At 64.8% G+C, this 25,260-nt stretch carries 26 protein-coding genes; 14 read left to right on the forward strand and 12 right to left on the reverse strand.

Annotated features, from left to right (window positions below; translation table 11 throughout):
• The first annotated feature begins 7 nt into the window (after nt 1-7).
• A complete protein-coding gene (locus ACE3P0_RS10365; RefSeq protein ID WP_374402531.1) occupies nt 8-259 on the forward strand; it encodes a hypothetical protein in 252 nt (83 codons plus the stop codon).
• A 146-nt stretch (nt 260-405) separates the two neighbouring features.
• Complete coding sequence (locus ACE3P0_RS10370; protein WP_374402533.1) at nt 406-2,028, forward strand: methyl-accepting chemotaxis protein; 1,623 nt, start codon at nt 406-408, stop codon at nt 2,026-2,028.
• Between the two features lie 54 nt (nt 2,029-2,082).
• On the opposite strand, the gene ACE3P0_RS10375 is transcribed toward ACE3P0_RS10370, so the two are convergent.
• Nucleotides 2,083-2,229, reverse strand: coding sequence for a hypothetical protein (locus ACE3P0_RS10375; RefSeq protein WP_374402534.1), 147 nt, complete (start codon nt 2,227-2,229; stop codon nt 2,083-2,085).
• Nucleotides 2,230-2,487: 258 nt separating this feature from the next.
• Between ACE3P0_RS10375 and ACE3P0_RS10380 the strand changes: the two genes are divergently transcribed.
• Together ACE3P0_RS10380 and ACE3P0_RS10385 are read left to right on the forward strand one after the other, a co-directional pair.
• Nucleotides 2,488-4,200 (forward strand): AAA family ATPase, encoded by a 1,713-nt coding sequence (locus tag ACE3P0_RS10380; RefSeq protein WP_374402536.1) that lies wholly within the window; start codon nt 2,488-2,490, stop codon nt 4,198-4,200.
• Nucleotides 4,201-4,206: 6 nt separating this feature from the next.
• Entirely contained in the window at nt 4,207-4,917 is a 711-nt protein-coding gene (locus ACE3P0_RS10385) for a general secretion pathway protein GspB (protein WP_374402537.1), read from the forward strand.
• A gap of 21 nt (nt 4,918-4,938) precedes the next feature.
• Here ACE3P0_RS10385 and ACE3P0_RS10390 read toward each other — a convergent pair whose 3' ends face one another.
• Together ACE3P0_RS10390 and ACE3P0_RS10395 are read right to left on the reverse strand one after the other, a co-directional pair.
• Complete coding sequence (locus ACE3P0_RS10390; RefSeq protein ID WP_374402538.1) at nt 4,939-5,517, reverse strand: imm11 family protein; 579 nt, start codon at nt 5,515-5,517, stop codon at nt 4,939-4,941.
• 12 nt (nt 5,518-5,529) lie between these two features.
• Nucleotides 5,530-6,375, reverse strand: a complete 846-nt coding sequence (locus ACE3P0_RS10395; protein WP_374402539.1) for an AHH domain-containing protein — start codon at nt 6,373-6,375, stop codon at nt 5,530-5,532.
• A 112-nt stretch (nt 6,376-6,487) separates the two neighbouring features.
• Here ACE3P0_RS10395 and ACE3P0_RS10400 point away from each other — a divergent pair, with 112 nt between their 5' ends.
• Nucleotides 6,488-7,072: an imm11 family protein gene (locus ACE3P0_RS10400; RefSeq protein WP_374402541.1), complete on the forward strand. Its 585-nt coding sequence runs from the start codon at nt 6,488-6,490 to the stop codon at nt 7,070-7,072.
• Here the strand turns inward: ACE3P0_RS10400 and ACE3P0_RS10405 are convergent.
• Nucleotides 7,069-7,848, reverse strand: a complete 780-nt coding sequence (locus tag ACE3P0_RS10405; RefSeq protein WP_374402542.1) for a class I SAM-dependent methyltransferase — start codon at nt 7,846-7,848, stop codon at nt 7,069-7,071. The genes ACE3P0_RS10400 and ACE3P0_RS10405 overlap by 4 nt on opposite strands.
• A 476-nt stretch (nt 7,849-8,324) precedes the next feature.
• Between ACE3P0_RS10405 and ACE3P0_RS10410 the strand changes: the two genes are divergently transcribed.
• Nucleotides 8,325-9,128, forward strand: a complete 804-nt coding sequence (locus ACE3P0_RS10410; RefSeq protein WP_374402543.1) for a class I SAM-dependent methyltransferase — start codon at nt 8,325-8,327, stop codon at nt 9,126-9,128.
• A gap of 18 nt (nt 9,129-9,146) precedes the next feature.
• Here ACE3P0_RS10410 and ACE3P0_RS10415 read toward each other — a convergent pair whose 3' ends face one another.
• A complete protein-coding gene (locus ACE3P0_RS10415; protein ID WP_374402544.1) occupies nt 9,147-9,728 on the reverse strand; it encodes a DUF3568 family protein in 582 nt (193 codons plus the stop codon).
• On the opposite strand from ACE3P0_RS10415, the gene ACE3P0_RS10420 reads away from it, so the two are divergent.
• The 6 genes from ACE3P0_RS10420 (at nt 9,712) to hflX (ending at nt 16,222) form a co-directional block, all read left to right on the forward strand.
• Complete coding sequence (locus ACE3P0_RS10420; RefSeq protein ID WP_374402545.1) at nt 9,712-10,530, forward strand: peptidylprolyl isomerase; 819 nt, start codon at nt 9,712-9,714, stop codon at nt 10,528-10,530. The two genes, ACE3P0_RS10415 and ACE3P0_RS10420, sit on opposite strands and share 17 nt — an antisense overlap.
• Before the next feature lie 89 nt (nt 10,531-10,619).
• Complete coding sequence (locus ACE3P0_RS10425) at nt 10,620-11,402, forward strand: hypothetical protein (protein ID WP_374402546.1); 783 nt, start codon at nt 10,620-10,622, stop codon at nt 11,400-11,402.
• A 126-nt stretch (nt 11,403-11,528) separates the two neighbouring features.
• On the forward strand, nt 11,529-13,481 hold the full coding sequence (locus ACE3P0_RS10430) for a PEP/pyruvate-binding domain-containing protein (protein WP_374402547.1): 1,953 nt from the start codon (nt 11,529-11,531) through the stop codon (nt 13,479-13,481).
• 138 nt (nt 13,482-13,619) lie between these two features.
• On the forward strand, nt 13,620-14,315 hold the full coding sequence (locus ACE3P0_RS10435) for an N-acetylmuramoyl-L-alanine amidase (protein ID WP_374402548.1): 696 nt from the start codon (nt 13,620-13,622) through the stop codon (nt 14,313-14,315).
• Nucleotides 14,316-14,352: 37 nt separating this feature from the next.
• Nucleotides 14,353-14,730 carry a lysozyme inhibitor LprI family protein gene (locus ACE3P0_RS10440; RefSeq protein WP_374402549.1) on the forward strand — a complete coding sequence of 126 codons (378 nt, stop codon included), beginning with the start codon at nt 14,353-14,355 and terminating at the stop codon, nt 14,728-14,730.
• A 139-nt stretch (nt 14,731-14,869) separates the two neighbouring features.
• Nucleotides 14,870-16,222 carry a GTPase HflX gene (hflX, locus tag ACE3P0_RS10445; RefSeq protein WP_374402550.1) on the forward strand — a complete coding sequence of 451 codons (1,353 nt, stop codon included), beginning with the start codon at nt 14,870-14,872 and terminating at the stop codon, nt 16,220-16,222.
• 87 nt (nt 16,223-16,309) lie between these two features.
• On the opposite strand, the gene ACE3P0_RS10450 is transcribed toward hflX, so the two are convergent.
• A complete protein-coding gene (locus ACE3P0_RS10450) occupies nt 16,310-16,768 on the reverse strand; it encodes a hypothetical protein (RefSeq protein WP_374402551.1) in 459 nt (152 codons plus the stop codon).
• A gap of 146 nt (nt 16,769-16,914) precedes the next feature.
• Between ACE3P0_RS10450 and ACE3P0_RS10455 the strand changes: the two genes are divergently transcribed.
• A complete protein-coding gene (locus ACE3P0_RS10455) occupies nt 16,915-17,442 on the forward strand; it encodes a hypothetical protein (RefSeq protein ID WP_374402552.1) in 528 nt (175 codons plus the stop codon).
• A 196-nt stretch (nt 17,443-17,638) separates the two neighbouring features.
• On the forward strand, nt 17,639-18,751 hold the full coding sequence (locus ACE3P0_RS10460) for a polyamine ABC transporter substrate-binding protein (RefSeq protein ID WP_374402553.1): 1,113 nt from the start codon (nt 17,639-17,641) through the stop codon (nt 18,749-18,751).
• A 416-nt stretch (nt 18,752-19,167) separates the two neighbouring features.
• Here the strand turns inward: ACE3P0_RS10460 and ACE3P0_RS10465 are convergent, their stop codons facing one another.
• The 6 genes from ACE3P0_RS10465 to ACE3P0_RS10490 all read right to left on the reverse strand — a co-directional run bounded on the left by ACE3P0_RS10465 (nt 19,168) and on the right by ACE3P0_RS10490 (nt 24,986).
• Nucleotides 19,168-19,533 (reverse strand): FRG domain-containing protein, encoded by a 366-nt coding sequence (locus tag ACE3P0_RS10465; protein ID WP_374402554.1) that lies wholly within the window; start codon nt 19,531-19,533, stop codon nt 19,168-19,170.
• Between the two features lie 845 nt (nt 19,534-20,378).
• Nucleotides 20,379-21,239 carry a hypothetical protein gene (locus ACE3P0_RS10470; protein ID WP_374402555.1) on the reverse strand — a complete coding sequence of 287 codons (861 nt, stop codon included), beginning with the start codon at nt 21,237-21,239 and terminating at the stop codon, nt 20,379-20,381.
• A 175-nt stretch (nt 21,240-21,414) separates the two neighbouring features.
• Nucleotides 21,415-22,299: a GyrI-like domain-containing protein gene (locus ACE3P0_RS10475; protein ID WP_374402557.1), complete on the reverse strand. Its 885-nt coding sequence runs from the start codon at nt 22,297-22,299 to the stop codon at nt 21,415-21,417.
• A gap of 192 nt (nt 22,300-22,491) precedes the next feature.
• Nucleotides 22,492-22,902, reverse strand: coding sequence for a hypothetical protein (locus ACE3P0_RS10480; RefSeq protein ID WP_374402558.1), 411 nt, complete (start codon nt 22,900-22,902; stop codon nt 22,492-22,494).
• A gap of 159 nt (nt 22,903-23,061) precedes the next feature.
• A complete protein-coding gene (locus ACE3P0_RS10485; protein WP_374402559.1) occupies nt 23,062-23,502 on the reverse strand; it encodes a tetratricopeptide repeat protein in 441 nt (146 codons plus the stop codon).
• Complete coding sequence (locus ACE3P0_RS10490; protein WP_374402560.1) at nt 23,499-24,986, reverse strand: multiheme c-type cytochrome; 1,488 nt, start codon at nt 24,984-24,986, stop codon at nt 23,499-23,501. Before ACE3P0_RS10490 ends, ACE3P0_RS10485 begins: the two co-directional genes overlap by 4 nt.
• Nucleotides 24,987-25,260: the final 274 nt, after the last annotated feature.

Here is a 25,260-nt window from a genome sequence, read left to right on the forward strand (position 1 = left end):
GCTTCACATGCGTATCACCGCCGCGATCCTGCTGAGCCTTGCCCTGGCCGCCTGTGCCACTACGCCCGAACCGACGCCCGCCCCCACGAAGGTGGCCGCCGCGAAACCTGCCGAGGCACCGAAACCTGCACCGCAATGCTTCAACGGCGACACCGGCAGCTTTGCCGCAGCCGGCACGGTGGCGGAAGTGTCGGGCGTGAAGGTCGAGTGCAAGCTCACCAGCGATGGCAAAGGCGCTTCCTGGCAGAGCGCGAAGTAGCGTTCGCATCCTTGCCGCATCAAGGCACCTTCGGGTGCCTTTTCATTGCGGGTCGCCAATGCGCCTGGCGTACGCCGCCACTCAGGTTTGCCGGGCCGGGGCCGTTAACCCTTGGGCTGGAGCGGCTTACAACGAGGAGGCTGGCGATGTTGTCGGGTGCAAAACTCAAGACCAAGATGATCGCGATCGGTGTTGCATCCCTGGTAGGGATGCTTGCCGTGGGCGTGTGGGGTGCTTACGCGCAGCGCTCGGCCGGCATTGAACACCGCAAGGAACTGATCAGCGCGGCGGTAGAGACCGCTCGCGCCCAGCTTGCCTACTACGCCAAGCTCGAAAAGGACGGCAAGCTTGATCGTGAGGCCGCCCAGGCACAGGCCAAGGAGGCGCTGCGTGGCGTGCGCTTCCGCGAGAAAGAGTACTTCTTCATTTATGCGTTCGACGGCAAATGCGTGCTTTTGCCGCCGCGCCCGGAGTGGGAGGGCACACCTCGAATCGACGAGGTGGACAAGCGTGGTAACCGCCTTGTCGAGTTGATCGTTCGGCAGGGGCAAGGGCAGGGCGGTTTCCTCGACTACTACTTCCCGCGTGCGGGCGGCACTGAGCCGCTGCGCAAGATTTCTTATGTGCTAGGCGTGCCGGAGTGGAACTGGGCGGTCGGTACTGGGCTGTATGTGGACGACATAGATGCGGCCTTCCTTGCCGACCTTGGCACCAACCTCGGTGTGGTGCTGTTGCTGTCTGCCGCGGTGTTTGCGCTGATCACCGTGATCGGCCGCTCGGTGCTTCGCCAGATTGGTGGCGAGCCGGTTGAAGCGGTTGCCGCGATGCACCGCGTCGCGTCTGGCGACTTGCGGGTCCAGCTCGCGGGCAGTGCGCCGGGCAGCCTGTTGAGCGAACTCGGCGGCCTCATCGCACGCCTGCGCGAGACCATCGCCGGGCTCACAGCCGATGCGGAGCGGCTGGGTTCCGCTTCGCAGCAGATCAGCGCCACATCGCAGGCTGTCGCCGGGGCGGCGCATGAGCAGTCGGAGTCGACGCAATCGATGGCGGCTGCGATGGAAGAACTCACCGTCAGCATCTCGCACATATCGGACAACGCGCAGGAGACCGAACACCACGCGCGCGAGGCGGCTGCCAAGGCGCAGCGCGGGCAGGGCGATGTTGAAACGGCCACGCAGGAGATGCGCGCTCTGTCGGAAACGGTGGCTGAGGCGGTGCAACGCATTGGCAGCCTCAGCAGCCGTGCCAACGAGGTCGGCACCGTGGCTGCGTCGATCAACGACATCGCGTCGCAGACCAACCTGCTGGCGCTCAACGCCGCCATCGAGGCAGCACGCGCCGGCGAACAGGGGCGAGGCTTCGCGGTGGTGGCGGACGAAGTGCGCAAGCTGGCCGAGCGCACCGCGCATGCCACCGTGGATATCGAACGCATGGTCGCGGCGATCCAGTCCGAAACGCACGGCGCGGTGGACGTGATGACCACCGCTTCGCAGCAGGCGACGCAGGGTGTCGACGCGGCAGAGCGCTCCGCGACGATGCTCGGTCAGATCGTGTCGGACGCCGAACAGGCCAGCAGCCGTGTGGCGGACGTCGCGGTTGCCACGCGCGAACAGGGCAACGTCAGCACGATGCTGGCGGGCCAGGTCGAGCAGGTGGCGCGCATGGTCGAATTGACCAGCGTGGGTATGAACGAAACGGCGCAGGCAACGCAGGAACTCGAACGGATCGCCTCGCGCCTGAACGTCGTGGTGTCGCGCTTCGAAACCTGAGCGGGCGTCGCGCAGGCTAGGCAAGACAGGCGCCGCATCGAGCGGCGCCTTTTTTCATGCCTGATTCGGCTTGGGCGGCAGCAGCGGCGCCGGTGCGCCCTTGTGGGCCTGCTTGTCGTGCTTCACAGCGCGCTTTTCCTTCGCGCTCAGCTGAGCCTGTTTCTTCGGCTCCTTATTGCTCTTCCTGATCTTCTGACTCATGGCGTGCTCCTGGTCTTTGCACTGCCAATGCCGGTGTGGCGCGAGAAGCGCACCAATGCCGCGACTGGCGGTGCTAACTGCAGTATAGGCAGCGCATCGCAACTTGCCGGCGGGCGACGGGGCGGCAGTGAGCGCTGAGCTTGAGCGGTGTGCGCGCTACACTTGCGGGCTATCGGACAGCACGAGATCGGGTGGGGTTGAGCACATGCATGCGGGGTTTGCCACGGGCCAATTCTTGAGGTGCAACGCGGGCAGGCCATGGGTTGGGGGGCCACGGTGGGTCTGAGTCGTATCGCCCCCGCCGGCGCGGCGGCGTCGGCAGCCGCCCAGCCGGGCACCGCGGTGCCGCTCTACGCGCGCCATTTCGGACTCGACAGCGCGCCCTTCTCGATCGCGCCGGATCCCCGTTATCTGTTCATGAGCGAGCGCCATCGCGATGCGCTTGCCCACCTGTTGTACGGTCTCGACGGCGGCGGTGGCTTCGTGCTGCTGACCGGCGAGATCGGCGCCGGCAAGACCACCCTGTGCCGCTGCATGCTCGAACAGGTGCCGCCGCACTGCAACGTCGCCTACATCTTCAACCCGCGTCTTTCCACCGACGAGTTGCTAGAAACGGTGTGCGAGGAGTTCGGCATCGCGCCGGGGCAACGCGGGGGCACGCTGAAAGCGCATGTCGACGCACTCAACGAGCATCTGCTGCGCAGCCATGCGCAGGGGCAGATCAACGTGCTGGTAATCGACGAGGCGCAGAACCTGTCGGCCGCGGTGCTGGAGCAACTGCGCCTGCTGACCAACCTTGAAACCAGCGAGCGCAAGCTGCTGCAGATCATGCTGGTCGGCCAGCCCGAATTGCGAACGATGCTGGCGGCGCCGGGTCTGGAGCAACTCGCGCAGCGCGTGATTGCGCGATATCACCTGCAAGCCTTGTCGCCGGACGATGTGGGTCGCTATGTGCAGCACCGCCTTCAGGTTGCCGGGTTGCGTGGTGCCTTGCCCTTCGACCGCGCAGCCCTCGCCCGCGTGAGCTTGCACTCGCGCGGCGTGGCGCGCCGCATCAACCTGCTGTGTGATCGCGCACTGCTGGGTGCCTACGCCGAAGGCAGCAACCGAATCGGCGCGCGCATCGTCGACAAGGCGGCAGGTGAAGTCTTCGATGTGTTGCGACCCGTTACGCCGCGCAGGCGCGCCCCGGTAGTGCTGGCCGCGGGCTTGGCGAGCCTGGGTGTGGCAGGTTTCGCCGTGTGGCAGGTCTGGCCATGGCCACAGCCTACCGTCGTCGCCAAGGCGCCAGTGCGACCCGCGCCGCCGCCGGCGCCGGTCGTCGCCGCTGCCAAGCCCGCGCCGGTGCCTCAGCCGCAGTGGTTGAATCCGGATGCGCTGGCGCCGGCCGCTGAAACGCCAGCTGCCGATGAAGCGGTGGCCTGGCAGGCGCTTGGCGCCGCATGGGGCCTCGATCTGCCTGTGGTCGAGCCCTGCGTGGCGGCCGCAAGGCAAGGTGTTGCGTGCTTCCGTGATGCGGGCAGCAACCTTGCGCTGATCCGTCAGCTTGCGCGCCCGGGCATCCTCACGCTCTACAACGATCATGGGCAGGCGGTGCGGTGGCTGCTGCTCGGGTTTGGTCGCGACAGTGTTGTCCTGTGCGCGCCGGGCGGGGAGCCGCTCACCGTCAGCCTGGCGTCGCTGGTGGCGGTGTGGCGCGGCGAGTTCGCGACGCTGTGGCGGGTGCCGCCCGACTATCGACCCAATGCCCGCGGCGCCGACGCGGACGCCGGCATTGCCACGATCGCGGCACGGCTGGCGGCGCTGCCGCAAGCGGCCGAGCACGCCGCAGATCAAACCCCGCGCGAAGCGATTGCGGCTTTCCAGCTCGCGAACGGATTGAAGCCCGATGGCAAGCCCGGCCCGCTGACGCTGATGCACCTCAACCGCGTGAGCGGGGTTGATGAACCTCGCCTGGATTCGCTGCGCTGAACGATCATGTCCTACATTCTTGACGCACTCCGCCGCGCTGAAAGCGAACGCACGCAGGGCCGCCTGCCAACGCCACTCGATCCGCCGATCGCTGGTGTCCCACCGTATGCGCCTGAACCCGCACCGGCACGCTGGATCTGGATGGCCGGCGGCGCCGGTGTGGTGCTGCTTGCCGGTTTGCTCGGCGCGCTGTTGATGCGAAGCGTCGCGCCGCCGGCGCGATCGACCCCGCCCGTGGCGGCTGCTGTGACGCCAAGCGTTCCAGCGCCACAGTCGATGCCGCGCGTCCCGGCCCCCCCGCCCCATGTCGCCCCCCCGCCGCCCCCGACACCGTCGCAAGCATCCATGCAGCCGGCGCCTCACGAGGCGCCGGCACGCCCGCCGCAGCGTGAGGCGCCGTCGGTGCGCCCCGCCCCTGTTGCAGTCGCGGTGGCGCCCACCCCCGCATCGCCGGCTGCGCCGGCCAGCACGGCGCCGGAAGAAGGGGTGCTACCGGGGCTTGCCGAACTGCCGGAGGACATTCGCCGCGCGTTGCCACCGATGCGCTTCGAGGGCACGGTGTATTCGGACACGGCATCAAGCCGCATGCTGATGATCAACGGTCAGCTCCTGCACGAAGGCGAGTCCTTCAATGCTGACATTCGCGTCGAGCGGATCAAGCCGCGCGGCGCCGTGTTGAGCTATCGCGGCCAGCGTTTCGAGTTCTCGCGCCCCTAGCGGCAACGGTGCGGCGCCGCTTCAAAGCTGCACCCAGTCCTCCGGCTTCTTGAAGCTCAGGGTTGTGAAGCCTTGCGCGAGCAGGTAGTCGCGGAGCTCGCCGCTGACCACGATCGCATTCACGTTCTCCGCCAGGCGGAACAGCCGTTGTTCGCCGCATGCGGCTTCGTCGAGCGCCAGCTTGGTGAAAGAGACGTTGATCACCGGCGTGCCGTCATCGCTGAACCACTCGCTCTTGCCCAGATCCGCAGCGGCGACCAGCCCGATGATGTTGTAGGCCTTGTAGGGGTAACGCGCCCCGGTGGCGTTGTGGACCAGCGTGGCATCGTAGAAGTCGATGTTCGAGACGCCGGCATCGATGAGCGCCTGCGCGAGCCGCGCCGACATCACCGGGATGCCCAGATCGAGCAATTCGACGGGCGGGCCGCTGTAGCCGCGGAACGTGTCGAACGGAATCTCGATCGGCTCAGGCACCGGCTTCGTATGCCGCGCGCCAGACTTCCACAGCCGGATGCCGCCGACGCGAAACGTGTTGTGGATCTCCATCAGCGCCTCGCCATTCGGCGACAGCGGCTCATCGCAGTCGAGGATGTAGAACATTGTCTTGATGCCTTAGTCGACGATACCCAGCATGGTCTTCACGCGGGACGAGGTGTAATAGCCGTTAGTTGCGTACTTCTTCGCATCGCCTGCACTGCTCGCCGTGATCAAACGGCGATGATGAGAGGAGATCTGGTTCAGGCGGCCAACCAGCCCAAACGGTGGCGTCACGCCATTTTCATACTTCTTCTTGCACACTGGGCATTTGTCGACCGGCTCACCCAGCTTCTCGGCGAGTGCCTCAAGTGTTTTCAGCACGTTCTTGCTGTACTTCGGGTGGGCGTCGTGGAACTGCGCACCCGAGGCCTTCGCCATCGCACGTTCCGCATACTGCTGTTTGAAGGTGGGCGAAAAGCTGCTCCAGTTCTTGGTGTAGTGGTCGTTCTGGCTACGCACGCCGTAGTTGGCGGGCAGCCAGACGCCGTTTTCCCGCGCGTTGACGTCGTAGCCAATGTCGCTCGCCAGATTGAAGGGACCTCCCTTGCGCATGAGGTCGTGCAATGCGGAGGCCTTGGCGAGTGAGGCGCCACCGGGGATGCAATGGTGTGCGCCGGGCACGACGGTGGTCTTCTTGCCCGTGTCAGGGCAGTCGATCTTCCATTGCGGTGGGCTGCCAAGGTTCACGCCAAGTGCGCTGGAACAGTTGGTTTCGTCGTTCTCCGGTACCCCATCCTCCGCTTCGGAATCGCTGGTATCGGGGTCCGCCGTCTCATTGTTTTGGAGGTTCCAGGTCGGGCGCTCGGAACAGAACCAGCAGGGGTCTTTCGGTCCGTCAGTGAGCGCGAGTATGCCAATCGCGACCGGCTCGGCAAGTTCAGGCATCGGCAAGTCCTCCATGTCCTCAGCAAGCCGGCTCACCGGGGCCTGCTTTGCTGTTGCTGGCCGTACAGATTTCGTTTGTCATTGTCGGCTTGAGATGGCGATATTGCCACCGCCATTCGAAGGTGAAACGAAGCGAAGGCCGCGCGACATGAACTACTACCTGTGGCAGAACCGGCGCATGCCGGGTGACGCGATGATTTACGGCGGCTGGCCGAATGCGTTGGGGATTTCGATGATTACCGGTGATCGCATCGCAACGCCGGCCACGCCGATCGACGTGACGCTCAACGCGGAATCGCAGGGCCGTCTGACCGATAGCCTGCTGATGACCGGCGCGGGGCGGGTGTTTTCCGAGCGCCTTGTCACCTTGCTGCTCGACATGGGCGTCAGCAACATCGACGCCTATCCTTGTCGCGTCGTCAACGCGGTGACTGGCGAGGTGCGAGAGGACTTCCGCGCGGTCAACGTGATCGGAAAGATTGCATGCGTCGATCCTGACAAGTCGGAGTTCGAGGATTTCGGTGACGGCAGCAATCGCATCCTGATCTGGGATTACCTGACACTCGACGAAACCTGCATCGGCGGTAACCGCTTGTTCCCGCTTGCCGAGATGCCGGTGCAGCTGGTCGTCCATCGCGACGTCAAGGCGGCCATCGAAGCAGCCGGTTTTACCGGCATGGAGTTCGTGCCGCAGGGTGATCAGTCCTTCAAGCCGGCTTCCATCGGGCTCTAGTCCGCAGCGGGCGGATCGAGCGGGCGCAGGCGCGGCCCGTCACCCTGCTTGCGCGCGACGATCACGATCTCGCGCCGGAAGCGCCGCGGAGTGAGCCGGTAGGCCAAGCGGAGCAATGTGGCCCGTCGGCCTCGCTTGTTGGCGTGATAGCGATAGGTGACGGACTCGACCACAAAGCCGCTTGCCCGCAGGAAATCGCCGACTTCCCTGGCCGAGTATTCACGCACATGCCCCATGTGGCCCAGCATGCGCAGCTTGCCGAACTCATGGGTGGGGTCGGCGATGCTGCGGCCGAGCGCCAGGCGCGCGAGGTTCGGCAAGGCGTAGAGATTGGGCGTCGTGAGCAGCAGCGCAGCACCGGGCGCGAGCACGCGGTGAATCTCGCTCAGCACGAAGGCCGGATCGATGCGCAGGTGTTCGAAGGTTTCACAGAGCAGCACGACAGAGAACTGCGCGTCGGCAAAGGGCAGCGCTTCACGCTCGATATCGCAGCGCCGAACATCCAGATCGAACGCGCGGATGAAGTCGCCAACGCGCTGGGGCTGGATGTCGACGCCCACCGCACCAATACCTGAGAGCTTCAGCAGTGCGCTCATGTGACACGGCGCCGCGCCCACTTCCAGCACGGGGCCCTTCGGCGCGAGAGACTCGATCAGTGCGAGGTCGGCGAGGTAGCGCAGTTCGTGCTGGCGCAGGTCGTCGATGTGCCAGTCGCGCGCGGCACCGCTCTGGTTGCTGACAACGGCCCGCAAGGCCTGGATAGCAGTGAGTCCCACGTGTCCGCACCCTCGATTCGGTGTGGATGAAGCATAGCTTCGTCTCAGTCGCCAGCGCGCGTTTCGTTGCTTGTCTGGGCGGCAATCAGGCGCAGGCGGGCGGCGGGTTGTATCGATGCAACGCGGCAAGCCTCGCGCCGTGATTTCTTTCGCAATGGCCGCCGTACTTTTTTATCAATTCCCGTGTCCGCGAGTGGGCCGGGCGTGCACACGCAAAACGGCATGCCTGAACGCGCTGCGGGAGATCGTCGTGTTTGGGCGACACCGTCTTGCACCGAGCCTGTGCAGACATGACGAACGAGAATTCCGGTTTCCTCAAAAACGGCGAATTTGCGCTGCTTGTCATGTCACCGGAAGACGAAGCAGCATGAACACCGCTTGCTCGCGCCTCGCGCGCCGGGCCATGTGCGCCGGGGGCTGGCGCGCCGTCGTGCGGGAGTCGGATCGGCATTCCCGTGTCGTCAGTCGGAGGGGCCATGCCGCATCAATCCGGTGTTCTCGATCTATCGGCCTATCGTGCGTCGCCCGCCGAGCGCCGCCGCACGCAAGACCTGCTCGACCTGATTCCGGGGCGCGGTGAGCTTGCGCTCGATATCGGCGCGCGTGATGGCCATTTCTCTCACCTGCTCGCACAGCGTTTCGACAAGGTTGTCGCGCTCGATCTGCAGCGGCCCCGCATTGATCACCCACGTATCGAGTGCTTGCAAGGCGACGCGGCGGCGCTGCAGTTCGCGAGCGAATCGATCGACTTCGTGTTGTGTGCCGAGGTGCTTGAGCACATTCCGCCGCATCTGCTGGGCGAGGTCTGCGCTGAGCTACAGCGCGTGAGCGCCGACAAGATCCTGATCGGTGTGCCCTATCGCCAGGATATCCGCGTCGGCCGAACGACCTGCCAGGCCTGCGGCGGAAAGAATCCGCCGTGGGGGCATGTGAATAGCTTCGACGAGCACCGCCTCGCGGCGCTATTCGATCAATGCACCGTCACGGCAACGAGCTATGTCGGGCAGACCACGGATTCGACCAACGCGCTGTCGTGTCTGTTGATGGATCTGGCAGGCAATCCGTACGGCACCTACAAGCAGGAAGAGCCCTGTATTCACTGTGGCGCACGGCTTGCACCGCCCCCGCCGCGCGATCTGCCGAAGAAGGTGCTGACCAGGCTCGCGTTCTGGTCCCGCGCAGCAACGACGGCGCTGCAAGCGCCGCGGCCCAACTGGATCCACATGTTGCTCACCAAGCGCAATGCGCCGCCGTACCCGGCGATGTACGGCCTCGCCTGATCGGTGTGCGGCGGTACTTCAGATCGGCGTCTTCTTCTTGCTTGCGGTGCCGTTCTTGCGGGTGTTGACCGGTTCGTCACGCAGGTACTTGGCGTTATCGATCTTCCCGCCACGTGCGGCGTTTGCGGCGTCGTTGGCGTCGGCCAGTTCGACCGCGCCAAGCGAGCGTTCGATCTGCGCCACGATCTCTTGAGCCGTAGCGGCGTCCACGCGCAGCAGATCCTTGCGCGCCACCACGTTCACCCGCGTCAGGTTGGGCGATAGCGGTTCCAGCTCGACCGATACGCTCAGGTTGCTCACGCGCGCCTTGGTGACCTGGCCGCCGTCCATGCTGGCGACCTCGTCCACCTGCAGATACATGCGCTTGGACGCGATACGCACCGCGGCATCGACCTTGCTGAACGGCTCACTGAAGGTGCGCGACGCTGTGCCGTTCATCTGATGCGCGAGGCCGGCGCCCGCACCCGCACCGGCCAGGCTCACTGCGAGCGCAGCGCAGCCATTGAGCAACAACAGTGCGGACACCGCGGCAAACAGCTTCATCAGTGGCAAAGCACTCGCGGCAAGGCGAGCGATGGGGAAGGTGTTCGGGTTCGGCATGGTCGGGGCGTCGGCGGCGCGTGTTTCGTTTCGGGGGCGCCAACCATCAAGCAGTCGTCATGCCAGTCGCATGATCTTTTGCGGCAAGCAGGTGGGCGCCGCGCCGGTGCTCGCTTTCCGCAGAGCGCTCGGTATCAAGCAGGTGCGGCACGATCGACTTTATGACGTCGGGCTGACGATTCTTGTCACCCCGCCCGCCGGATTGGTCACTTTATGCTGCCGCGCAGCAAACGATTCTCCGGTTCAGGACGCCGCTGATTTCCGTCCGTCGCCGCTTAGGAGGAAAATGCCGGATTTCACTCACCGCCTGTTTCAGCTCGCACCCATGAAAATCGAAAAGAACACTGCCGTTACGCTCCGCCTCAAGGTGACCGACACCAAAGGTTTCGTGTACGACGAAGGCAAGGCGCCGATGGCTTACCTGCACGGCGGTTACGAGAACATCTTCCCGAAGCTTGAAGCGCTGCTCGAAGGGCAGGAGCCCGGCTTTCAGACCACGGTGGAACTGCCCGCGGCGGATACCTTTGGTGAGCGCGACGAGTCGCTCGTCACCTCGATTCCGAGGAGCGAGTTTCCCGCGGGCGTGAAAGTCGGCGGGCAGTTGCAGCGCGCTGGCGCCGATGGCCAGCCGCAGTACTTCTTCGTCACCAAGATCAAGGGCCCGATCGTGCTGCTCGACGGCAACCACCCGCTCGCCGGCAAGGCACTGCGCTTCACGCTGAAGGTGGTGGATGTGCGCGCCGCCACGGCCGAAGAGATTGAACATCAGCATGTGCACGGCGAGCACGGCCACCATCACTGAGATCGCCGCTTAGCCGGCTCGCTGCAGTCTGCAGCGGGCCGGCCGTGGTCCTGCCTCCTTTGCGTTGGCGCGAAACAAAAAGGTATCCGGTGGCTCCCCGCTACGCGGCCTTTGCCGCCCTTCTGACCCTCTTTGCTCACATCGGCCCTACGCATGCCGCGTCGCATGACGACGACGAGGAGGATGAGGACGAAGACGAAGCGGAGGTCGTTGAGGCGCCGGCTTCGCCGGATCTTGTGCCCCCGGCAGCGGGTGCTGCGGCTACCGCCAAGCCTGCGGACCCGGCCACAACCAAGGAAGACGAAGCGGGCGATACAGCCGATACAGCAGAGACGGCACTGGGGCTGTCCTTGTCGTACTACGCGATGCGCAGCGAGGCCGACTTCCTCACGCCGGTGCTCACGCTGGATCGCGGCGCGCTACACCTTGAGACGCGCTACAACTACGAGGCGATCCACACCGGCTCGTTCTTTGTCGGCTACACCTTCTCGGGCGGCGACGCCGTGTCGTTCTCGATTACGCCGATTCTCGGCGCCGTGTATGGCGACAACTCAGGCGTGGCGCCGGGGCTGGAGGCCAGCGTGTCGTGGAAGGACTTCGATTTCTACACCGAGTCGGAGTACTACATCGACCACCACAACCACCACCGCAACTACCTCACCGCGTGGAACGAGATCGGCTGGCGGCCGATTCCGCCGCTGCGGCTCGCGTTGGTGACGCAGCGCACCCGCACCGTGGATGAGGGGCGCGATGTGCAGCGCGGCGCGCTACTGCAATGGACGCTCAAACGCGGTGCGACCCTCGGTATCAACTTCTTCAACCCGACCAGCGAGCGCCGCTACACAATCGCCTCCGTCGCGGTTCAGTACTGATCGACGTCGCCTGCGCTGCACTCCGGCCCCGTCTGGCCGATGCCGCCGTCGCACTGCCGAGCTTCGCACAGCTACTCGCAATGTCCGTCCGTAGAATCGGCGGCCCGAATCACCGAAACCCCGCCGATGTGCTCACTGATCCGATGGTTTGCCTTGAGCGTGCTGCTTGCCGTAGCGAACGGTGCGAGCGCGCAACTTGCCAGCAAGCCGTCTGCCTACCGCCCGCACGGCGAGACCGACGCGCGGCCCGCTGCGCCCGAGACCTACCGCCGTGCCTTGAACAGCCGTGCCGAATTCGACCGGCTCTCGCGGATCTACGACGTGGGCACACCGCTCGCGCAGCCACATCTGTTGTTCGTCATCGATCGCGCACAGCACGGTTCGCTCTACTTCATCAACACGCGCCGCTTTGCGCTGCACCAGGATTTCCTGCGTGACGGTCCGCTCAAGCTGGCGCTAGATCGCGCCGCGCTCGCGTCGAACTATCGCTCGCCTGAGCGTCGCTTCATCTTCGGCACGGTGGCGTGGCAGGCCGCCAGCGCGCAGTGGACCTTCGAGTGCTGGGAAGGTGACCGCCTCAACGCGGCACTGCTGCGCGAAGCCGACGCGGCACTGCGGCCGGCGTTCTTTGCGCCACTGTTGTTCAAGGCCAACGCGCTGGCGCATGAGCAGGCCGCGCGCGACGCGCAACTGCCCTATGTGACGCAGGAAGCGCTGATTCGCGAGCAGGCCTTCCTGCCGCTCAACGTCGGCGTCGCCATCGGGCGTATCCGCGTCGTGCCTGCGGGCGGTGTCGTCGCCGATCTGGGCCCGCGGGACATTGCGGTGCTCGATGAGGTACCGATCAGCCTGCCGCCGGTTGCGGGTGTCGTTACGACGCGCCCCTCCACCGCGATCTCGCATGTGAATCTGCTCGCCAAAGGCTGGGGCATTCCGAATGCGTGGGTGCGCGACGCGCTTGCCGTGTTCGGCCCGCTCGATGGGCAATGGGTGAGGCTGCAAGTGCGGCGCGACGGCTACGGCTGGGAAGCCGCCGCACCGCAAAGCATGAGCTTGCCGAAAGCGCTTCATCGTCTTCCTCAACCTGATCTCACGCGCACCGCCCTGCAGCCGCTCGCCGCACTGCGCCGTGCCGACCGCCGCCATTGCGGTGCCAAGGCGGCCAATCTCGGCGAGCTGCGCGCTGCCCGCCTGCCGGGCGTGACAGTGCCGGACGGTTTTTGCATTCCGTTTGCCGACTATGCCGCTTTCATGCAGCGCGATGATGTTCGAGCTGCGGTGGCGCGTGCGTTCGCGGTGCCGGGCTTCGAGCGCGATCCGGCCGCGCGGCATCAGGCGCTTAGCGCCTTGCAGGCAGAGCTGGTTCAGCTACCGCTCGCGCCGGATCGTATCGCCGATTGGCTCGCGCACTGGCAGCAGCTCGGTGGTGGTGGCGTGTTCGTGCGCAGCTCGTCGAACTCGGAAGACCTGCCCGGCTTCAGCGGTGCCGGGCTCTACACCACGGTGCCCAACGTCACGCAAGCCGATGCGCTCGCCATCGCGGTGAAGACGGTGTGGGCCTCGGTATTCAACGCCGAAGCGTATGAGGCGCGGCGTGCCGCGGCACTGCCGTTTCAGGCGGTGGCGATGGCGGTGCTGGTGCAGCGCGCGGTCGACCCGCGGGCCGCCGGCGTGATGATCACGCGTGACCCCTTCGATGCCGCCCATCGCAACGCCAGCTTCATCGCCGCCAAACGGGGCGTCGGTATCAAGGTGGTGGAGGGGCGCCGTGTGGCCGAGCAGGTGATGGTGGATACCCGCAGCGGCGCCGTGCAGCGCCTGACTGACGCCGATGAAGCGAGTGCGCTGCACCTCGCTGCGGCCGGTGGCGTGCATGAGCAGGCCCTGGCGGCGGACGAAGCCGGCGTGGGCATCCTCGATACCGCCACGGCGCTGCGCATCGCACATGCCGGTGCGGCGATCCGCACACTGTTCAAAGGGCAGGAGCAGGACATTGAATGGGCACTGTCGGCCGACGGTGCATTGTCGATCCTGCAGGCGCGGCCGTACGGCCGTGCGCGCGTTCGCGCCGTGCGTTGAATGCGACAACGCGCCACGCAGCTGCGGGTTCAGCGTGAGGCAGTTGCGCCGCAGCGGCGGAATCCGCTGGCGATGCTTGCGGCATTTCGCGTAAAACCTGCGCTTCCGCATTTGCGCGCCGCCGGACACATCCGTCGAATGAGATTGCCCCGCCACACGCTCGCACCAATCCTGGTCACATTGAACCTGCTGTGCCTGCCCTTGCCGGCTCGTGCCGCCACCGTAGCGGTGGATGTCGGCCACACGCCCAAGCACTTCGGTGCGCGCGGGCCGGCGGGTGGCGAGGAATACAGCTTCAATCGCGCACTCGGCCGCGCGGTGGCGGATTTGCTCGCAATGCGCGGTTACGTCGTGATCCGCGTTGGCGGCGACGGGCGCGAACTCGAACTGCGGCAACGCACCGAGCAAGCGGCGGGCGCCGATCTTTTCGTGTCGATCCACCACGATTCGATCCAGCAGGCGTGGATCGATGCCGGCCGCCGCGGCGAGTTCAGTGGCTACGCGCTGTTTGTGTCGGAGAAGAATCCCGCTTACCCGGCCAGTCTGCAATGTGCGCAGCACATCGGCGAGCAATTGCGTGGTGCTGGCGAAGTGCCCTCGCTGTACCACGCCACACCAATCGCCGGCGAGAACCGCCCCATCCTCGATACCTTGCGCGGTGTGCATCGTTTCGATGATCTGATCGTGTTGAAAACCGCGACGATGCCGGCTGTGCTGGTCGAAGCCGGTGTCATTGCCAATCCGCAAGAAGAAGTTCGCCTTGGCAAGGCAGCAACGCGCGAGCGACTCGCGCGCGCCATTGCCGATGGCATTGCCCGTTGCCTGCAACCTTGAGCCGCCCGTTCGGCGGCACCCATGTACGGAGACCCGAATGAAACGCACCCTCGTCAGCCTCGCCCTCTGCACTACCGTTGCGCCCGCCTTCGCGGCCGGCTGCGGTAAGCCCCGCAACGCCTTCGATCAGGTGTATTGCGCCGGCAACCTGTTTTCGCAGACCGACAAGGATCTGAACACCACCTATAGCAGCCTGCGCCAGAAGCTCAACGCCGGTCAGAGGGACGCGCTCAAGCAGGGCCAGCTTGCGTGGATCGCCAAGCGCGACGCCGAATGCAGCGAAGAGAAGCGCAATGGTTACTACGTGAACCTCGACTGCGCGATCGAGCTGACACAGTCGCGCCTCGCCTTCCTGAAGGAGCGCGAACGCGAGTGCAACAGCACCGGCTGCGTCAGCGAAGAGCTCGCCAAGTAAGGTGGTCCGCTGCACGGTCGGCGCTCGGCGGCCGGCCTTGCATCGCGGGGGCGTGGTGCCCCTGCAACGCCTAGTACGGGAAAGCGGCGGCGCGACAGGTACTATCTACCTTTGCCTCACCTGAAGCTGCCCGCCCCGAATGCAAAGCGAAGTCAAAGATAAGCCCGTGCGCGCCGTTGTCGCGGCCGTACAACTGCCCAACGTCAGCGACGTCGAATTCGAAGCCTCGCTCACCGAGTTGCGCGAACTCGCGAAGACGCTGGGGCTCGCCGTGGTGCGCACCTTCACGCAGAAGCGGGCGGGCTTCGACCAGACCGGCTATCTGGGCATCGGCAAGCGGCAGGAGATCCACGCCTACGTGACCGGCGAAGCCGGTTTCGACGAGATGGACGGCACGCCGCTGTCGGTGGACCCGGAAGGTGGCGATATCGAAGTCGTGCTGGTCGATCACGAGATCTCGCCTTCGCAGGCGCGCAACCTCGAACTGGAGGTGGGCTGCGAGGTGATGGACCGCACCATGGTCATCCTCGAGATCTTCCACCGCAACGCACGTTCGCCGGCCGCCAAGGCGCAGGTCGAAATCGCGCGGCTCGGCTACATGGCGCCGCGCCTGCGCGAAGCCGCCAAGCTCGCCGGCCCGCAGGGGCGTCAGCGCAGCGGCGTGGGCGGCCGTGGCGCCGGTGAATCACACACTGAACTGGATCGCCGCAAGATCCGCGACCGCATCGCCGAACTGCAGCTCGAAATCATTGCGATGAACGCCGCGCGCGAAACCCAGCGCGCCCGCCGGCAAGGGCGCCAGAGCCTGCCCAGCGTTGCGCTGGTCGGCTACACCAACGCCGGCAAGTCCACGCTGATGCGCGCGCTGACCGGCAGCGAAGTACTCGTCGCCAACAAACTGTTCGCGACCCTCGATACCACCGTGCGCGCGCTGTACCCCGAGAGCGTGCCGCGCATCCTCGTCAGCGATACGGTCGGCTTCATCAAGAACCTGCCGCACGGCCTCGTCGCGTCGTTCAAATCGACGCTCGACGAAGCGCTTGACGCTGCGCTGCTGTTGCATGTGATCGATGCCAGCGACCCCGGCTTCGAGCGCCAGCTCATGGTGACCGACGAGGTGCTGAAGGAAATCGGCGCCGACGAGCTGCCGCGCATCCGCGTGTTCAACAAGATCGACCACGTTGGCGATGCCGCGGCACAAGCCGAATGCGAAGCCGCGCTGCGCGCGCAATATCGTGGCTGCGTCGTGATGAGCGCCCGCCGCCCGGAAGACGTTGCGCGCATGCACCAGACCATCGTCGAGTTCTTCCAGCGCGATCTGGTCGAGGCCGAACTCTTCCTGCCCTGGTCCGCGCAGCAACTGCGCAAGGACATCTACGAGAACTGCCAGGTACTCGAAGAACGCGCCGACGAAGACGGCGCGCACTTCAGCGTGCGCGGTGACGCGATTGCGCTGGAGCGCCTGAAGGAAAAGATCTCGCCGGCGGAGTGATCCGGCGGCGCGTAACCACGGGCGTTCAGGGCCCCGCTTCTGGCGCGATCTCAGCTACTGCCGCAAGCAGCGCCTTGGTCGCGCCGGTCACAAATCCAGCGCTGCCGCGCGCGCGACGATCGTTGCTTCTGATATCACCACGCAGACGCGCTGGTTCGCGGCGAGCTGCGCGGGCGCGCCGGTAGTGTGGCCAACGTTGCCGATGAACGCTGGAAACTGCACCACTTGGTTGTAGCCGGTGATCGCATTCGCGGCCGTTACCACCGCCGAGTGTGTCCCCCCTAATGGCCACAGCAGCACGCACCCGGCCGTTGGCGTTGTGGGTGTAATGCCGAAGTTCCAATTACCGGAGCGCGTGAGGGCCAGGATCTCGGGCTGCGCTGCCATGGCGCCGATGTTGCCCAGTGTCGTCAGCGCCGGTTTCACTGGGCACAAGCCGAGTGCCTGCGCTTCCTGTGCCGCCCAGAACCAGGTCGCTACATGGCATGTCAGGCCGACGCCGGGCACTGCCGGCAGTGGTGCAAGGGCTTGAACAGCGAGGGTCATGGTCGTCTCCGTCGGTGAAATACGCATGCTATGCCGAACGCATTTCGCCTGCCATTGTGTCTGGGCTCAGATGTGAATATTCACTTCACCGCATGTCATGACAGCGCAAAACTTACAGGCAAGCTCATGCGCAAGCGACGCTTACCGTGAAGGAAAACGCCATGCCACTCACTATCGACGAACGTAACGCTGCCGCTCGTGCGCTTTATGTCGGCGCGCTCGGGCTCGGCGAGTCGCACGACGATCCGACCGCGCGCGCTTTTGCGCTTGAGTTGTTCCGCACTCGGCTTGTGCGCCGACTGATGGTCGAGCTGTATTCCGTCGCCTATCAACCCATGGTGGACAATGCGGTTGCAACGAATGGTCAGGTTTACATCGTCGCGCTTCATCACTGTGCGATCACGCTGTCGGATGTCATCAACGCTGCGATCGCTGCCCAGATACCGGTGCATTGTGTTGACGGGCGCGATGGCAACATTGGGCGGGCGTCGGATGCGGCGATGCAACGCCGAAATCAGGCGGTCGGGGCGAACTTCGCGCAGATCACCGGTGGCAACACCGCCACTCATCCTGGCGCGCGTGGCTGCCTGATTCTCTTCGGCGGCGCGCATTTCGAGGGTGCCAACCGTATACAGCGATACGTCGGCGGGCTACCGTATTGCAGGGCGGGTTGAGGCCCGGCGCTAGGCTCACGTGGCCAGCGGTCGTCCATGAGGTCGCCCGTGCGTTTAGGTGCTCATCGCGCGCCGGATCCATGCCGCACCCGAGTGCAAGCCATGCTGACTCCCGATGCCGCGCTGCGGAGGAACGTCGCCGCAGTGCCGTGGTCTGAAACAGACGCGGAGTGCTCAGTCCGGGAAGGAGTCGCGCATGTTGAAGCTGAGCCTTGGGCGCTTCGGCACCGCACTGTTGTTGGCTGTACCGCTGATGTGCCTGGTGGCCGCCAAGCCGGAAGAGAAGATCCTCAACATCTACAACTGGTCCGACTACATCGCGGACGACACGATCGCCAACTTCCAGCGCGAGACCGGCATCAAGGTCCGCTACGACAACTACGACAGCAACGAGATCCTGCACGCTAAGCTCGTTGCCGGCCGCACCGGCTACGACATCGTGGTGCCCAGCGCCCACTTCGCCAAGCAGCAGATCGAGGCCGGGCTGTTCCAGAAGCTCGATCGCTCGAAGCTGCCGAACTGGAAGAACCTCGACCCCGCGCTGCTGGCGCAGCTCGCCAAGGTCGACCCCGGCAACCTGTACCTCGTCGACTGGCTGTGGGGCTATGTCACGGTGGGCATCAACGTCGGGCGCGTGAAGCATGCGCTGGGCGATCTGCCGATGCCGGAGAACCCCTGGGCGCTGCTGTTCGATCCGCAGTACACCAGCCGCCTGAAGCAATGCGGCGTCAGCTTTCTCGATTCCGCCAGCGAAGTGCTGCCGGTGACCATGCTCTACGCCGGCAAGTCCGGCTACAGCCGCAACGCAGGCGACTATCCTGCCGCCGCTGAAGGGCTGCGCAAGGTGCGGCCCTACGTCACGCGCTTTTCATCCCCCGGCTACATCAACGATCTGGCTGCCGGCGGGCTGTGCGCGGTGATGGGCTACTCCGGCGACATCAACATCGCCCGTGCTCGCGCGATCGCCGCGAAGAACGGCGAAGAAATCGAAGCCCTCGTGCCGACCCACGGCGCCACGCTGTTCTTCGATTCGATGGCGATCCCGGCCGACGCACCGCACCCGAATAACGCGCACCTGTTCATCAACTACATCCTGCGGCCCGAAGTGCATGCCGCGCTTACCAACAAGGTCTTCTACGCTAACCCCAACCGCGCATCGCTGCCCTATGTGAAGAAGGACGTTGCCGAGAACCCGTCGGTCTTCCTCTCGGCTGAAGCTGCCAGCCGCATGACTCCGCCCGACGCAGTACCGCAGGAGATCCGCCGCGTGCAGACGCGGATCTTCACGCGGTTCAAGGCGAAGGAGTAGCTATTTCTCGGATACGGTGGCAAAGGTGCTCGTGCCGCTGTATTCCACAAGGGCCGGACGGTTCGGGGGTGGTTTGCCGTGGTATTTGGACTACGTTAATGCTGCCCTATGAGTTTCTCACGTAGCCCGCTGTGCCAATGTCGACGTGGCGCCAATTAAGGTAGCGGCAAAGTCCTTGAAGGTCCGGAAACAAGGTTCGTTCACTAACCCCCAGCCTGTCTAGCTGCACGAGGATTCGTTTTCTATACGTTTCAGGGATGACGTATTCAAATATCAAACTCTTCATGCCCCTGTTTTTTTCCAGCGGTACAAAGCAGTTAGTCTTTTCAGAAAACGGGTGTAGCGTGAACCACCCACTCTGGGCGCTAATCCTTGGATTGTTTAGACGAGGCTGAAAGACACGTGTCGCCCGGTGGCTAAATGGCGACTTCGAATAGATGTCTTTGTCGAGAAAATTCGGGTAATCCAGCGCATGCGAACCAAAGGGCAGCTAACGGATTAGTCGTCCAGTCTAGAAGACGTGTTCTAAGGCCGAAGTGTTGAGCAGTAACAAGTAGATCGAGATCCGTGGTATTTCCATCTGGGATCAACGTGGCACCGGCAAGCCTAAGCTGGTAGATGAGGTTTTTCTCCAGTTGAGCTGTGTCGGTTTGTTCTCGCCTTCGTGCAATGCTAGGAATTAAGTTTCCGCGTGGGTGTTGGCCACGAAATATGAGCCCCCCGGATACTAGATCGAGACCCTCTAATTCTTCGACTAGATTGGCAACGTCGACTATTTTCATTAGATCTTCGGACGACGTGGTCACTCTTTCCTCCCTCCTAGCGGTTCATAATTGTATTGTCCACCGGATCTTTTGGGTACGGGCAGCCGTGAAGTGTGCACCTATCCGATTTGACAGCTGACTGAGTGGTGCTTCGCGAGCTACGGAGGCAGCGTCAGGTTGCCAAGGCGTAGAGTTTGAGTTGAGAAATGCCCTGACTTTCCCGGTCCAGCCGGACCGCGGCCCGACAGCTGGAGTACTTTCTTTATGCGAACAAAGAAAGTACTCCAGCTTCAACGCTGTCTGCTACTCAAAGCATCGGGTGGCTGCGCAACTCGCCCTTGCTGTCGTTCAGTGCCCGCCCCTGATTTCGCGGCGCTCCATCCAAGCTATGAGCGGCATACAGGCGTAAGGTCGTGGAGGGTTCTGGCTTTGGGTCCCGTCGGGAGCGCCGAGTAGCGGAGCGCGACCGGGAAGAAGGCCGAGGACTGTTTGAGCTCCGAGCGCAGCGAGGGCGAGTTCCGCAGGCCCCCGGTCGTGCGAGCAACGCAGGGGAGTCAGGCACGGAGTGCCTGACCGCGAGCGCCGGGTCGCCTTTTCTTGGTTACTTCTTTTGGCGAAGCAAAAGAAGTAACACGCCCGCCGGGTGCGGGAACCCGGCCAACGTTCGTGTCAATTTTGGCTGGCCGTGAATAGAAGTCCGAGGCTTCACGTTGCACTACCCGGCTAACGTCAAAGCCAATGAACGTGAATGCGGTGAATCAGCAAAAAGGCGGGCTAAGCCAAAACGGCCTACCAGCCCTCGGTCACTTCTGATTCAGCGACCAGCGCGGCTGCGCAACCCCGCAGCCGCACAGTGCGCCTGATTACGGCGCCACGTTCACCGCAAACTTCTTCACCCAGGTCGTGCCGGACCCGCCCACAACTTCATTGCCGAATTCGACGCTGGCAATGTATTCCTCAGGATTCACCAGGCCTTTGCCGACCATGTAGCGCAGCAGCGCGTCAATCGGGATCTGGCCCTTCAGTTGCCGCGTGGGGCTGCGGAAGGAGTAGAGCGTCCAGCCGCGGCCGTCGCCGCGGTCGCCGATGTTGTCGGCGCGGAAGAGGTCGTAACGCACACCGCCGAGCACCGGCTGGTCGACTATCTGGCCGGCGGGGATGGCGCCTTGCTGGTAGTCCATCCAGAACATGATCTCGGTGGTGATCAGTTTGGGGTTGGGCTGCTCGCTCCAGCTACCGCTGCTGGTGAGCCAGATTTCCGGCGCGAGGTTGTAGCTGCCGGTGGCTTGCGTTTCGACTTCGTAGTCCATGCTCAGGCTTTGCATCGCCGTGATCTTGAGCGGGAAGCGCGGGTCGGAGGGCTTGCCACCGGACCAGGGTTTCCAGCCGAACATGATCTGCGGGTAGGCGAACACGGTCGGGTCTTGGCCGGGCCAGCTCCAGGTCCAGCCGATTTCGGTCTGGCCATCCTTGGTGCGGCGGAGCAGGCATTGCTCGGGGGTGAAGGTGCGTGCCTTGTCGATGCCCCAGACGTTGTTCTCGTACTTGTAGGGGCCGACGATGGCGCTGGCCCATGCGGCGCAGTCGGCGGTGACGCCGGCTTCCGCGCGACCCGGCGCCGGCACCGTGGGGGCCTTGGCGGCGGGGCTGGGGGCGACCGACTGGGTGCCGCCGCAGGCGGCGAGCACGAGCAGGGCGAGGGGGGCAAAAGCAGCAAAGCGCATCGGGTGTCTCCGTATCGTTATATGGATGCGGTGGACTGTATCGGCGCGCGTTCGCTTTGCCCCTGCCCCGGCTTGCGCGGCACCTTGCACGGCTTGCGCTTTTTGCGCCCGGGCGGCCCGCCTTGGCCGCCACGGGAGGGGCGCGCCGCGGCGGTGCGCCGACTTAGTTTTGCGATCAGCGCCCGAGCGGCAGCACCGGCATGCAGAGCTCGGCGACGAGGCTGTCGCTGCCGGTGCCCGGCTGGCTGGCGGTATAGGCTTCGAAGAAGGGCCCGCTGGCGGCGATGAAGCCGCTTTGCGGCAGCCACTGGTCGATCAGCCACGACCAGGCGAGGCCGATGTCGGTGCGCGGGCCTTCGAAGCGGACGCAGGCGTGCCAGCCGCCTTCGACCCGCTTGCGCGAGGGGCGCAGTTGGGCGCTTTCCTGCCAGCCGGGGGGCAGCACCACGCAGGCGTCGTAACGGCAGTGCTGCGGCGGCGCGATCGCCGGGTCGTCCAGCCCCATGCCAAGCATCGGCTGATCGCCGAGGCCGAGCGCGTGTGCCCAAGGCTGGAAGCGCGCCCACAGCGGCGCCACCACCTTGGCGTAGTCGCCCTGCACGCGCCAGTACAGCACTTCGCGCGGCGGCAAGTGTTGCAGCGTGACCTTGCCCAGCGTGAGCCTTCCCGGGTCACCGCTTGGTGTGTCCGCAGCGTGCTGCAGACTGCCTTGGCGCCAGGCGCTGGGTGTAACGCCAAAGTGCTGGCGGAAGGCGCGTGCGAAGGTTTCGGCGGATGCGAAGCCGCACGCCTGCGCCACTTCGCGGACCGTCAGCGCCGGGTCGTAGCGCAGCCGGATGCCGGCGGTTTCCAGGCGGCGGCGGCGCACGAAATCGCGCAGGGTTTCGCCGGTCCATGCACGGAATACGCGATGCAGGTGAAACGGCGAAAAGGCGGCCAGGCGCGCAAGGTGATCAAGCCGAAGATCATCGGCCAGATGGGTTTCGACATGGTCGATCACGCGATTGAGCCGTCGTGCGTGGCTACCGACCAGGGCGTGGGAATCGAGAGTAGATGTCATGGAACCTCACTCGGCAGGCGCCGCGACGATGAATGTGACAACGTTTGCAAGCCCGTACAGCCTGCCACAGAGGCGGCCTTGATGCCAGCCTTGTCGTGGCAGATTTCGGCTGCTGGGCCCGGTCGGCCCCGCTATTGCTGGCCGGGATCACCGGGGCGGTGGCGTGAGGCCCTGGCGATGCGGCGGCGCAGCTCAGTGGTTTGCTGCGCCAGCGCCGGCATGCGCGAGGCCGGGCCGCGGCGCGAGGCGATGGATCAGCAGGTGGGCGATGCTGGCCAGTACGACCAGCAGGGCGAGACCGAGCGCCCAGACGAGCCACAGGGCCGGCCCGATCCAGGCCATCGCAGTGGCGACCCAGGGCTGCCCCAGCACCAGGCCAGCGCCGATGGCGGACAGGGCCATCCGCAGCGATTCGAGCATGGCCGGGTCTGCCCAGGCGAGCCATGCCGGCAGCGGCCAGTCGCGCAGTATGGCAGCCAGCGTTTGCGCATCGGCCGTGCCGGCTGCGGTGGCGGCCCAGCTTGCAAGGCTGTGCGCGAGCGCAATGGCGCCGCTCCAGAACAAAGCAAGAACGACGGTGATCGACCACAAGACTGCCTTCATCGCGCTGCCCTCCTGTGCAAGTGCTGTTGCGCGTTCAGAGCGGGCCGGTCGAGTGAAAGTTCCGGGGCCGGGAGTCCGGACGGTTGCGCTGCTTGTGACGATAAAAAACCCTGGGGCCGGCGTAGCCGGAGCCCAGGGCTCGTGTGCCATTGCAACGGATTACTGCTTGCGTTCGTCGAGCTTCGCCAGCAGTGGTTTGAGGCTCTCCTTGCGTGCCGGGTCAACGCGGATTGCTTCGTCGAAGGCGGCGCGGGCCAGTTCGCTGTCACCACTGTGCAGATACGCCAGACCCATGCCGATCCAGGCTTTGCTGTTCTTCGGATCGAGCGTGATGACCTGCCGGTAGGTGGCGACGCTCTTGCTGACGTCGAGCTGCGAGAGCTGGAAGCCCGCAAGGCGCAGCAGGGCCGTGCTGGACTTCGGTTCTGCAGCGACGGCGGCGGCGAAGCTCTCGCCCGCCTTGTCGAGCTTGCCTTCAGTCCAGTATTTGTCGGCGCGGGCGATCAGCGTTGCGGCCGAGTTGGTCACCGGCTCCGCCGCCACCGCCATGACGCTGGCGGTGGCAACGAGCAGCGCCGCGAGGACGCTGCGCAGCCTCACTTCAGCGCCCCCTTGCCGTAGCGGTCTTCATAGCCCTGGCGCACCTTGTCGATGGCGTCCTTGCTGATGCCGTTGAAATACCAGTCGTGGCCCTCGATCGGCTTGAAGTACTTTTGCAGCAGCGCGTCGGCGAAGGCTTCGTTGCCGTCCTTCTTGCGCACCGCTTCACGCATTTCCGGAATCCACTTGAAGTAGGTGTGCTGCGCGACTTCGTAGATGCCGTTCCACCAGGTGTAGTCCGGCCCCATCATCGCGGCGCCGTGGCGGGCACGACGTCCTTCGTGGTGCCAGATCTCCCACCAGGTCCATTCGATCTTCTCGTCGAACGGCGCGGCGGTCAGGTAGCCCTTCGCGGTCAGTTCGCCCATCATTGCGGCGATCGGCTTGGCGAACTTGTCGTTGTACAGATCGACCACATCGTCGAACTGCTTGTAGTGGCCTTCGATCTGGCGCTTCGTATGGCACGCCGTGCAAACGTCCTGCATGTTTTTGCGGCGCTTCTCCCAGGTCACGACTTCGACGACCTTGGCACCCTTGTAGGTGTCGCCCACCTTCGGCAGCGCGATGCTCGCCGGCAGGTCATAGGCCTTCTTGTCGTCGGTGCGGACCATGTTGAGTTTCACCGACACGGCAGGGCGCAGCGTCCAGGAGATGCGCTCGCCAACGTCGTGGGTCACTTCCTGACGCTCGGTCGCGCTCATGTGGCAGGTCGCGCAAGTCGGCGCAGCGGTGTAGTCCTTGCCGACCACCCACTTCTTGGACTTGAGGTTCATCTCCTCCTTGTGCGCGGCAAAGGCGATGCCGTGCTTGGATTCCTCGTAGATCTCCTTCTGCGGATGATCCGGGCCGAGGTGGCACTTGCCGCAGGTATCCGGCTCGCGCGCCTGCGCCGCCGAGAAGCGGTGGCGGCTGTGGCAGGCCGAGCAGGAGCCCAGCGAACCATCCGGGTTGATGCGGCCGATGCCGGTGTTCGGCCAAGTCTGCGCCGTCGGGCGGTTGTTCGCGTCCAGCGCGACCTTGCTGCCGTGGCATTGCAGGCAGCCGGCGGTGACCGCGGCCGGGCCGCCGATCACTTCACCCATGATGTTGTCCAGCGAGGCGAGGATCTGGCCGCCCGACGCATGGTGCGAAGGTTGTTGCTGCTCGACTTCCTTCTCGTGGCAGGTCGCGCAGACCTTGGGGCTCACCACGGTGGTGATGAAGTTCGGTTTGCCCTTGTACTCGCGGTGCTTGTAGGCACCTGGCGCACCTTCGGTGGCCTTGTGGCAGTCGTAGCAGTCGACGTTGTGCTTGGCGTGGGCGCTCTTCTTCCATTCGCCGACCAGGCCCGGGTTGTCGTCCGCATGGCACGACACGCATTCCTTGCCGATGGCGATGTCCGTGGCCGATTTCTTGATCTTCATGTCGGCCGCGTGCGCACCGACCGAGAAGAAGGTGCAGAGGCCAAGGATCAAGCCCGCAAGGGCGATCCGACGAGGGGTCATTTTGGTGCCTTCCTGAGTAATGTTGGGGCAGGGTGATCAGGGGCAATGTGCTTGTTTGGCCCCGTACGCGTTGATACCCCCTCGCAGGGCGTTTGAATCCTTGACATAGATCAAGCGAAAAAACGCGACGGTGGAACTTCGCCACAGTGGCGAGGTCGCGGCGACGGTGTTTGAGCACAGGAAGTCAGCCACGCTGGGGGCAGCGGGAGGCTTTGCCGTTGCGCGCCGCCAAAACAAAAAAAGCCCACGCACCCGGTCGGGTGGTGGGCTGTGG

It is taken from the genome of Niveibacterium sp. (genome assembly GCF_041909475.1).
GTDB lineage: Bacteria > Pseudomonadota > Gammaproteobacteria > Burkholderiales > Rhodocyclaceae > Niveibacterium.

Bases quoted from the DNA above. Each gene is read 5' to 3' on its own strand.
- ACE3P0_RS10365 (WP_374402531.1), top strand. From the start codon at position 8: ATGCGTATCACCGCCGCGATCCTGCTGAGCCTTGCCCTGGCCGCCTGT.
- ACE3P0_RS10370 (WP_374402533.1), top strand. From the start codon at position 406: ATGTTGTCGGGTGCAAAACTCAAGACCAAGATGATCGCGATCGGTGTT.
- ACE3P0_RS10375 (WP_374402534.1), bottom strand. From the start codon at position 2,229: ATGAGTCAGAAGATCAGGAAGAGCAATAAGGAGCCGAAGAAACAGGCT.
- ACE3P0_RS10380 (WP_374402536.1), top strand. From the start codon at position 2,488: ATGGGTTGGGGGGCCACGGTGGGTCTGAGTCGTATCGCCCCCGCCGGC.
- ACE3P0_RS10385 (WP_374402537.1), top strand. From the start codon at position 4,207: ATGTCCTACATTCTTGACGCACTCCGCCGCGCTGAAAGCGAACGCACG.
- ACE3P0_RS10390 (WP_374402538.1), bottom strand. From the start codon at position 5,517: ATGTTCTACATCCTCGACTGCGATGAGCCGCTGTCGCCGAATGGCGAG.
- ACE3P0_RS10400 (WP_374402541.1), top strand. From the start codon at position 6,488: ATGAACTACTACCTGTGGCAGAACCGGCGCATGCCGGGTGACGCGATG.
- ACE3P0_RS10410 (WP_374402543.1), top strand. From the start codon at position 8,325: ATGCCGCATCAATCCGGTGTTCTCGATCTATCGGCCTATCGTGCGTCG.
- ACE3P0_RS10415 (WP_374402544.1), bottom strand. From the start codon at position 9,728: ATGCCGAACCCGAACACCTTCCCCATCGCTCGCCTTGCCGCGAGTGCT.
- ACE3P0_RS10430 (WP_374402547.1), top strand. From the start codon at position 11,529: ATGTGCTCACTGATCCGATGGTTTGCCTTGAGCGTGCTGCTTGCCGTA.
- ACE3P0_RS10435 (WP_374402548.1), top strand. From the start codon at position 13,620: ATGAGATTGCCCCGCCACACGCTCGCACCAATCCTGGTCACATTGAAC.
- ACE3P0_RS10440 (WP_374402549.1), top strand. From the start codon at position 14,353: ATGAAACGCACCCTCGTCAGCCTCGCCCTCTGCACTACCGTTGCGCCC.
- hflX (WP_374402550.1), top strand. From the start codon at position 14,870: ATGCAAAGCGAAGTCAAAGATAAGCCCGTGCGCGCCGTTGTCGCGGCC.
- ACE3P0_RS10450 (WP_374402551.1), bottom strand. From the start codon at position 16,768: ATGACCCTCGCTGTTCAAGCCCTTGCACCACTGCCGGCAGTGCCCGGC.
- ACE3P0_RS10460 (WP_374402553.1), top strand. From the start codon at position 17,639: ATGTTGAAGCTGAGCCTTGGGCGCTTCGGCACCGCACTGTTGTTGGCT.
- ACE3P0_RS10465 (WP_374402554.1), bottom strand. From the start codon at position 19,533: ATGAAAATAGTCGACGTTGCCAATCTAGTCGAAGAATTAGAGGGTCTC.
- ACE3P0_RS10470 (WP_374402555.1), bottom strand. From the start codon at position 21,239: ATGCGCTTTGCTGCTTTTGCCCCCCTCGCCCTGCTCGTGCTCGCCGCC.
- ACE3P0_RS10475 (WP_374402557.1), bottom strand. From the start codon at position 22,299: ATGACATCTACTCTCGATTCCCACGCCCTGGTCGGTAGCCACGCACGA.
- ACE3P0_RS10480 (WP_374402558.1), bottom strand. From the start codon at position 22,902: ATGAAGGCAGTCTTGTGGTCGATCACCGTCGTTCTTGCTTTGTTCTGG.
- ACE3P0_RS10490 (WP_374402560.1), bottom strand. From the start codon at position 24,986: ATGACCCCTCGTCGGATCGCCCTTGCGGGCTTGATCCTTGGCCTCTGC.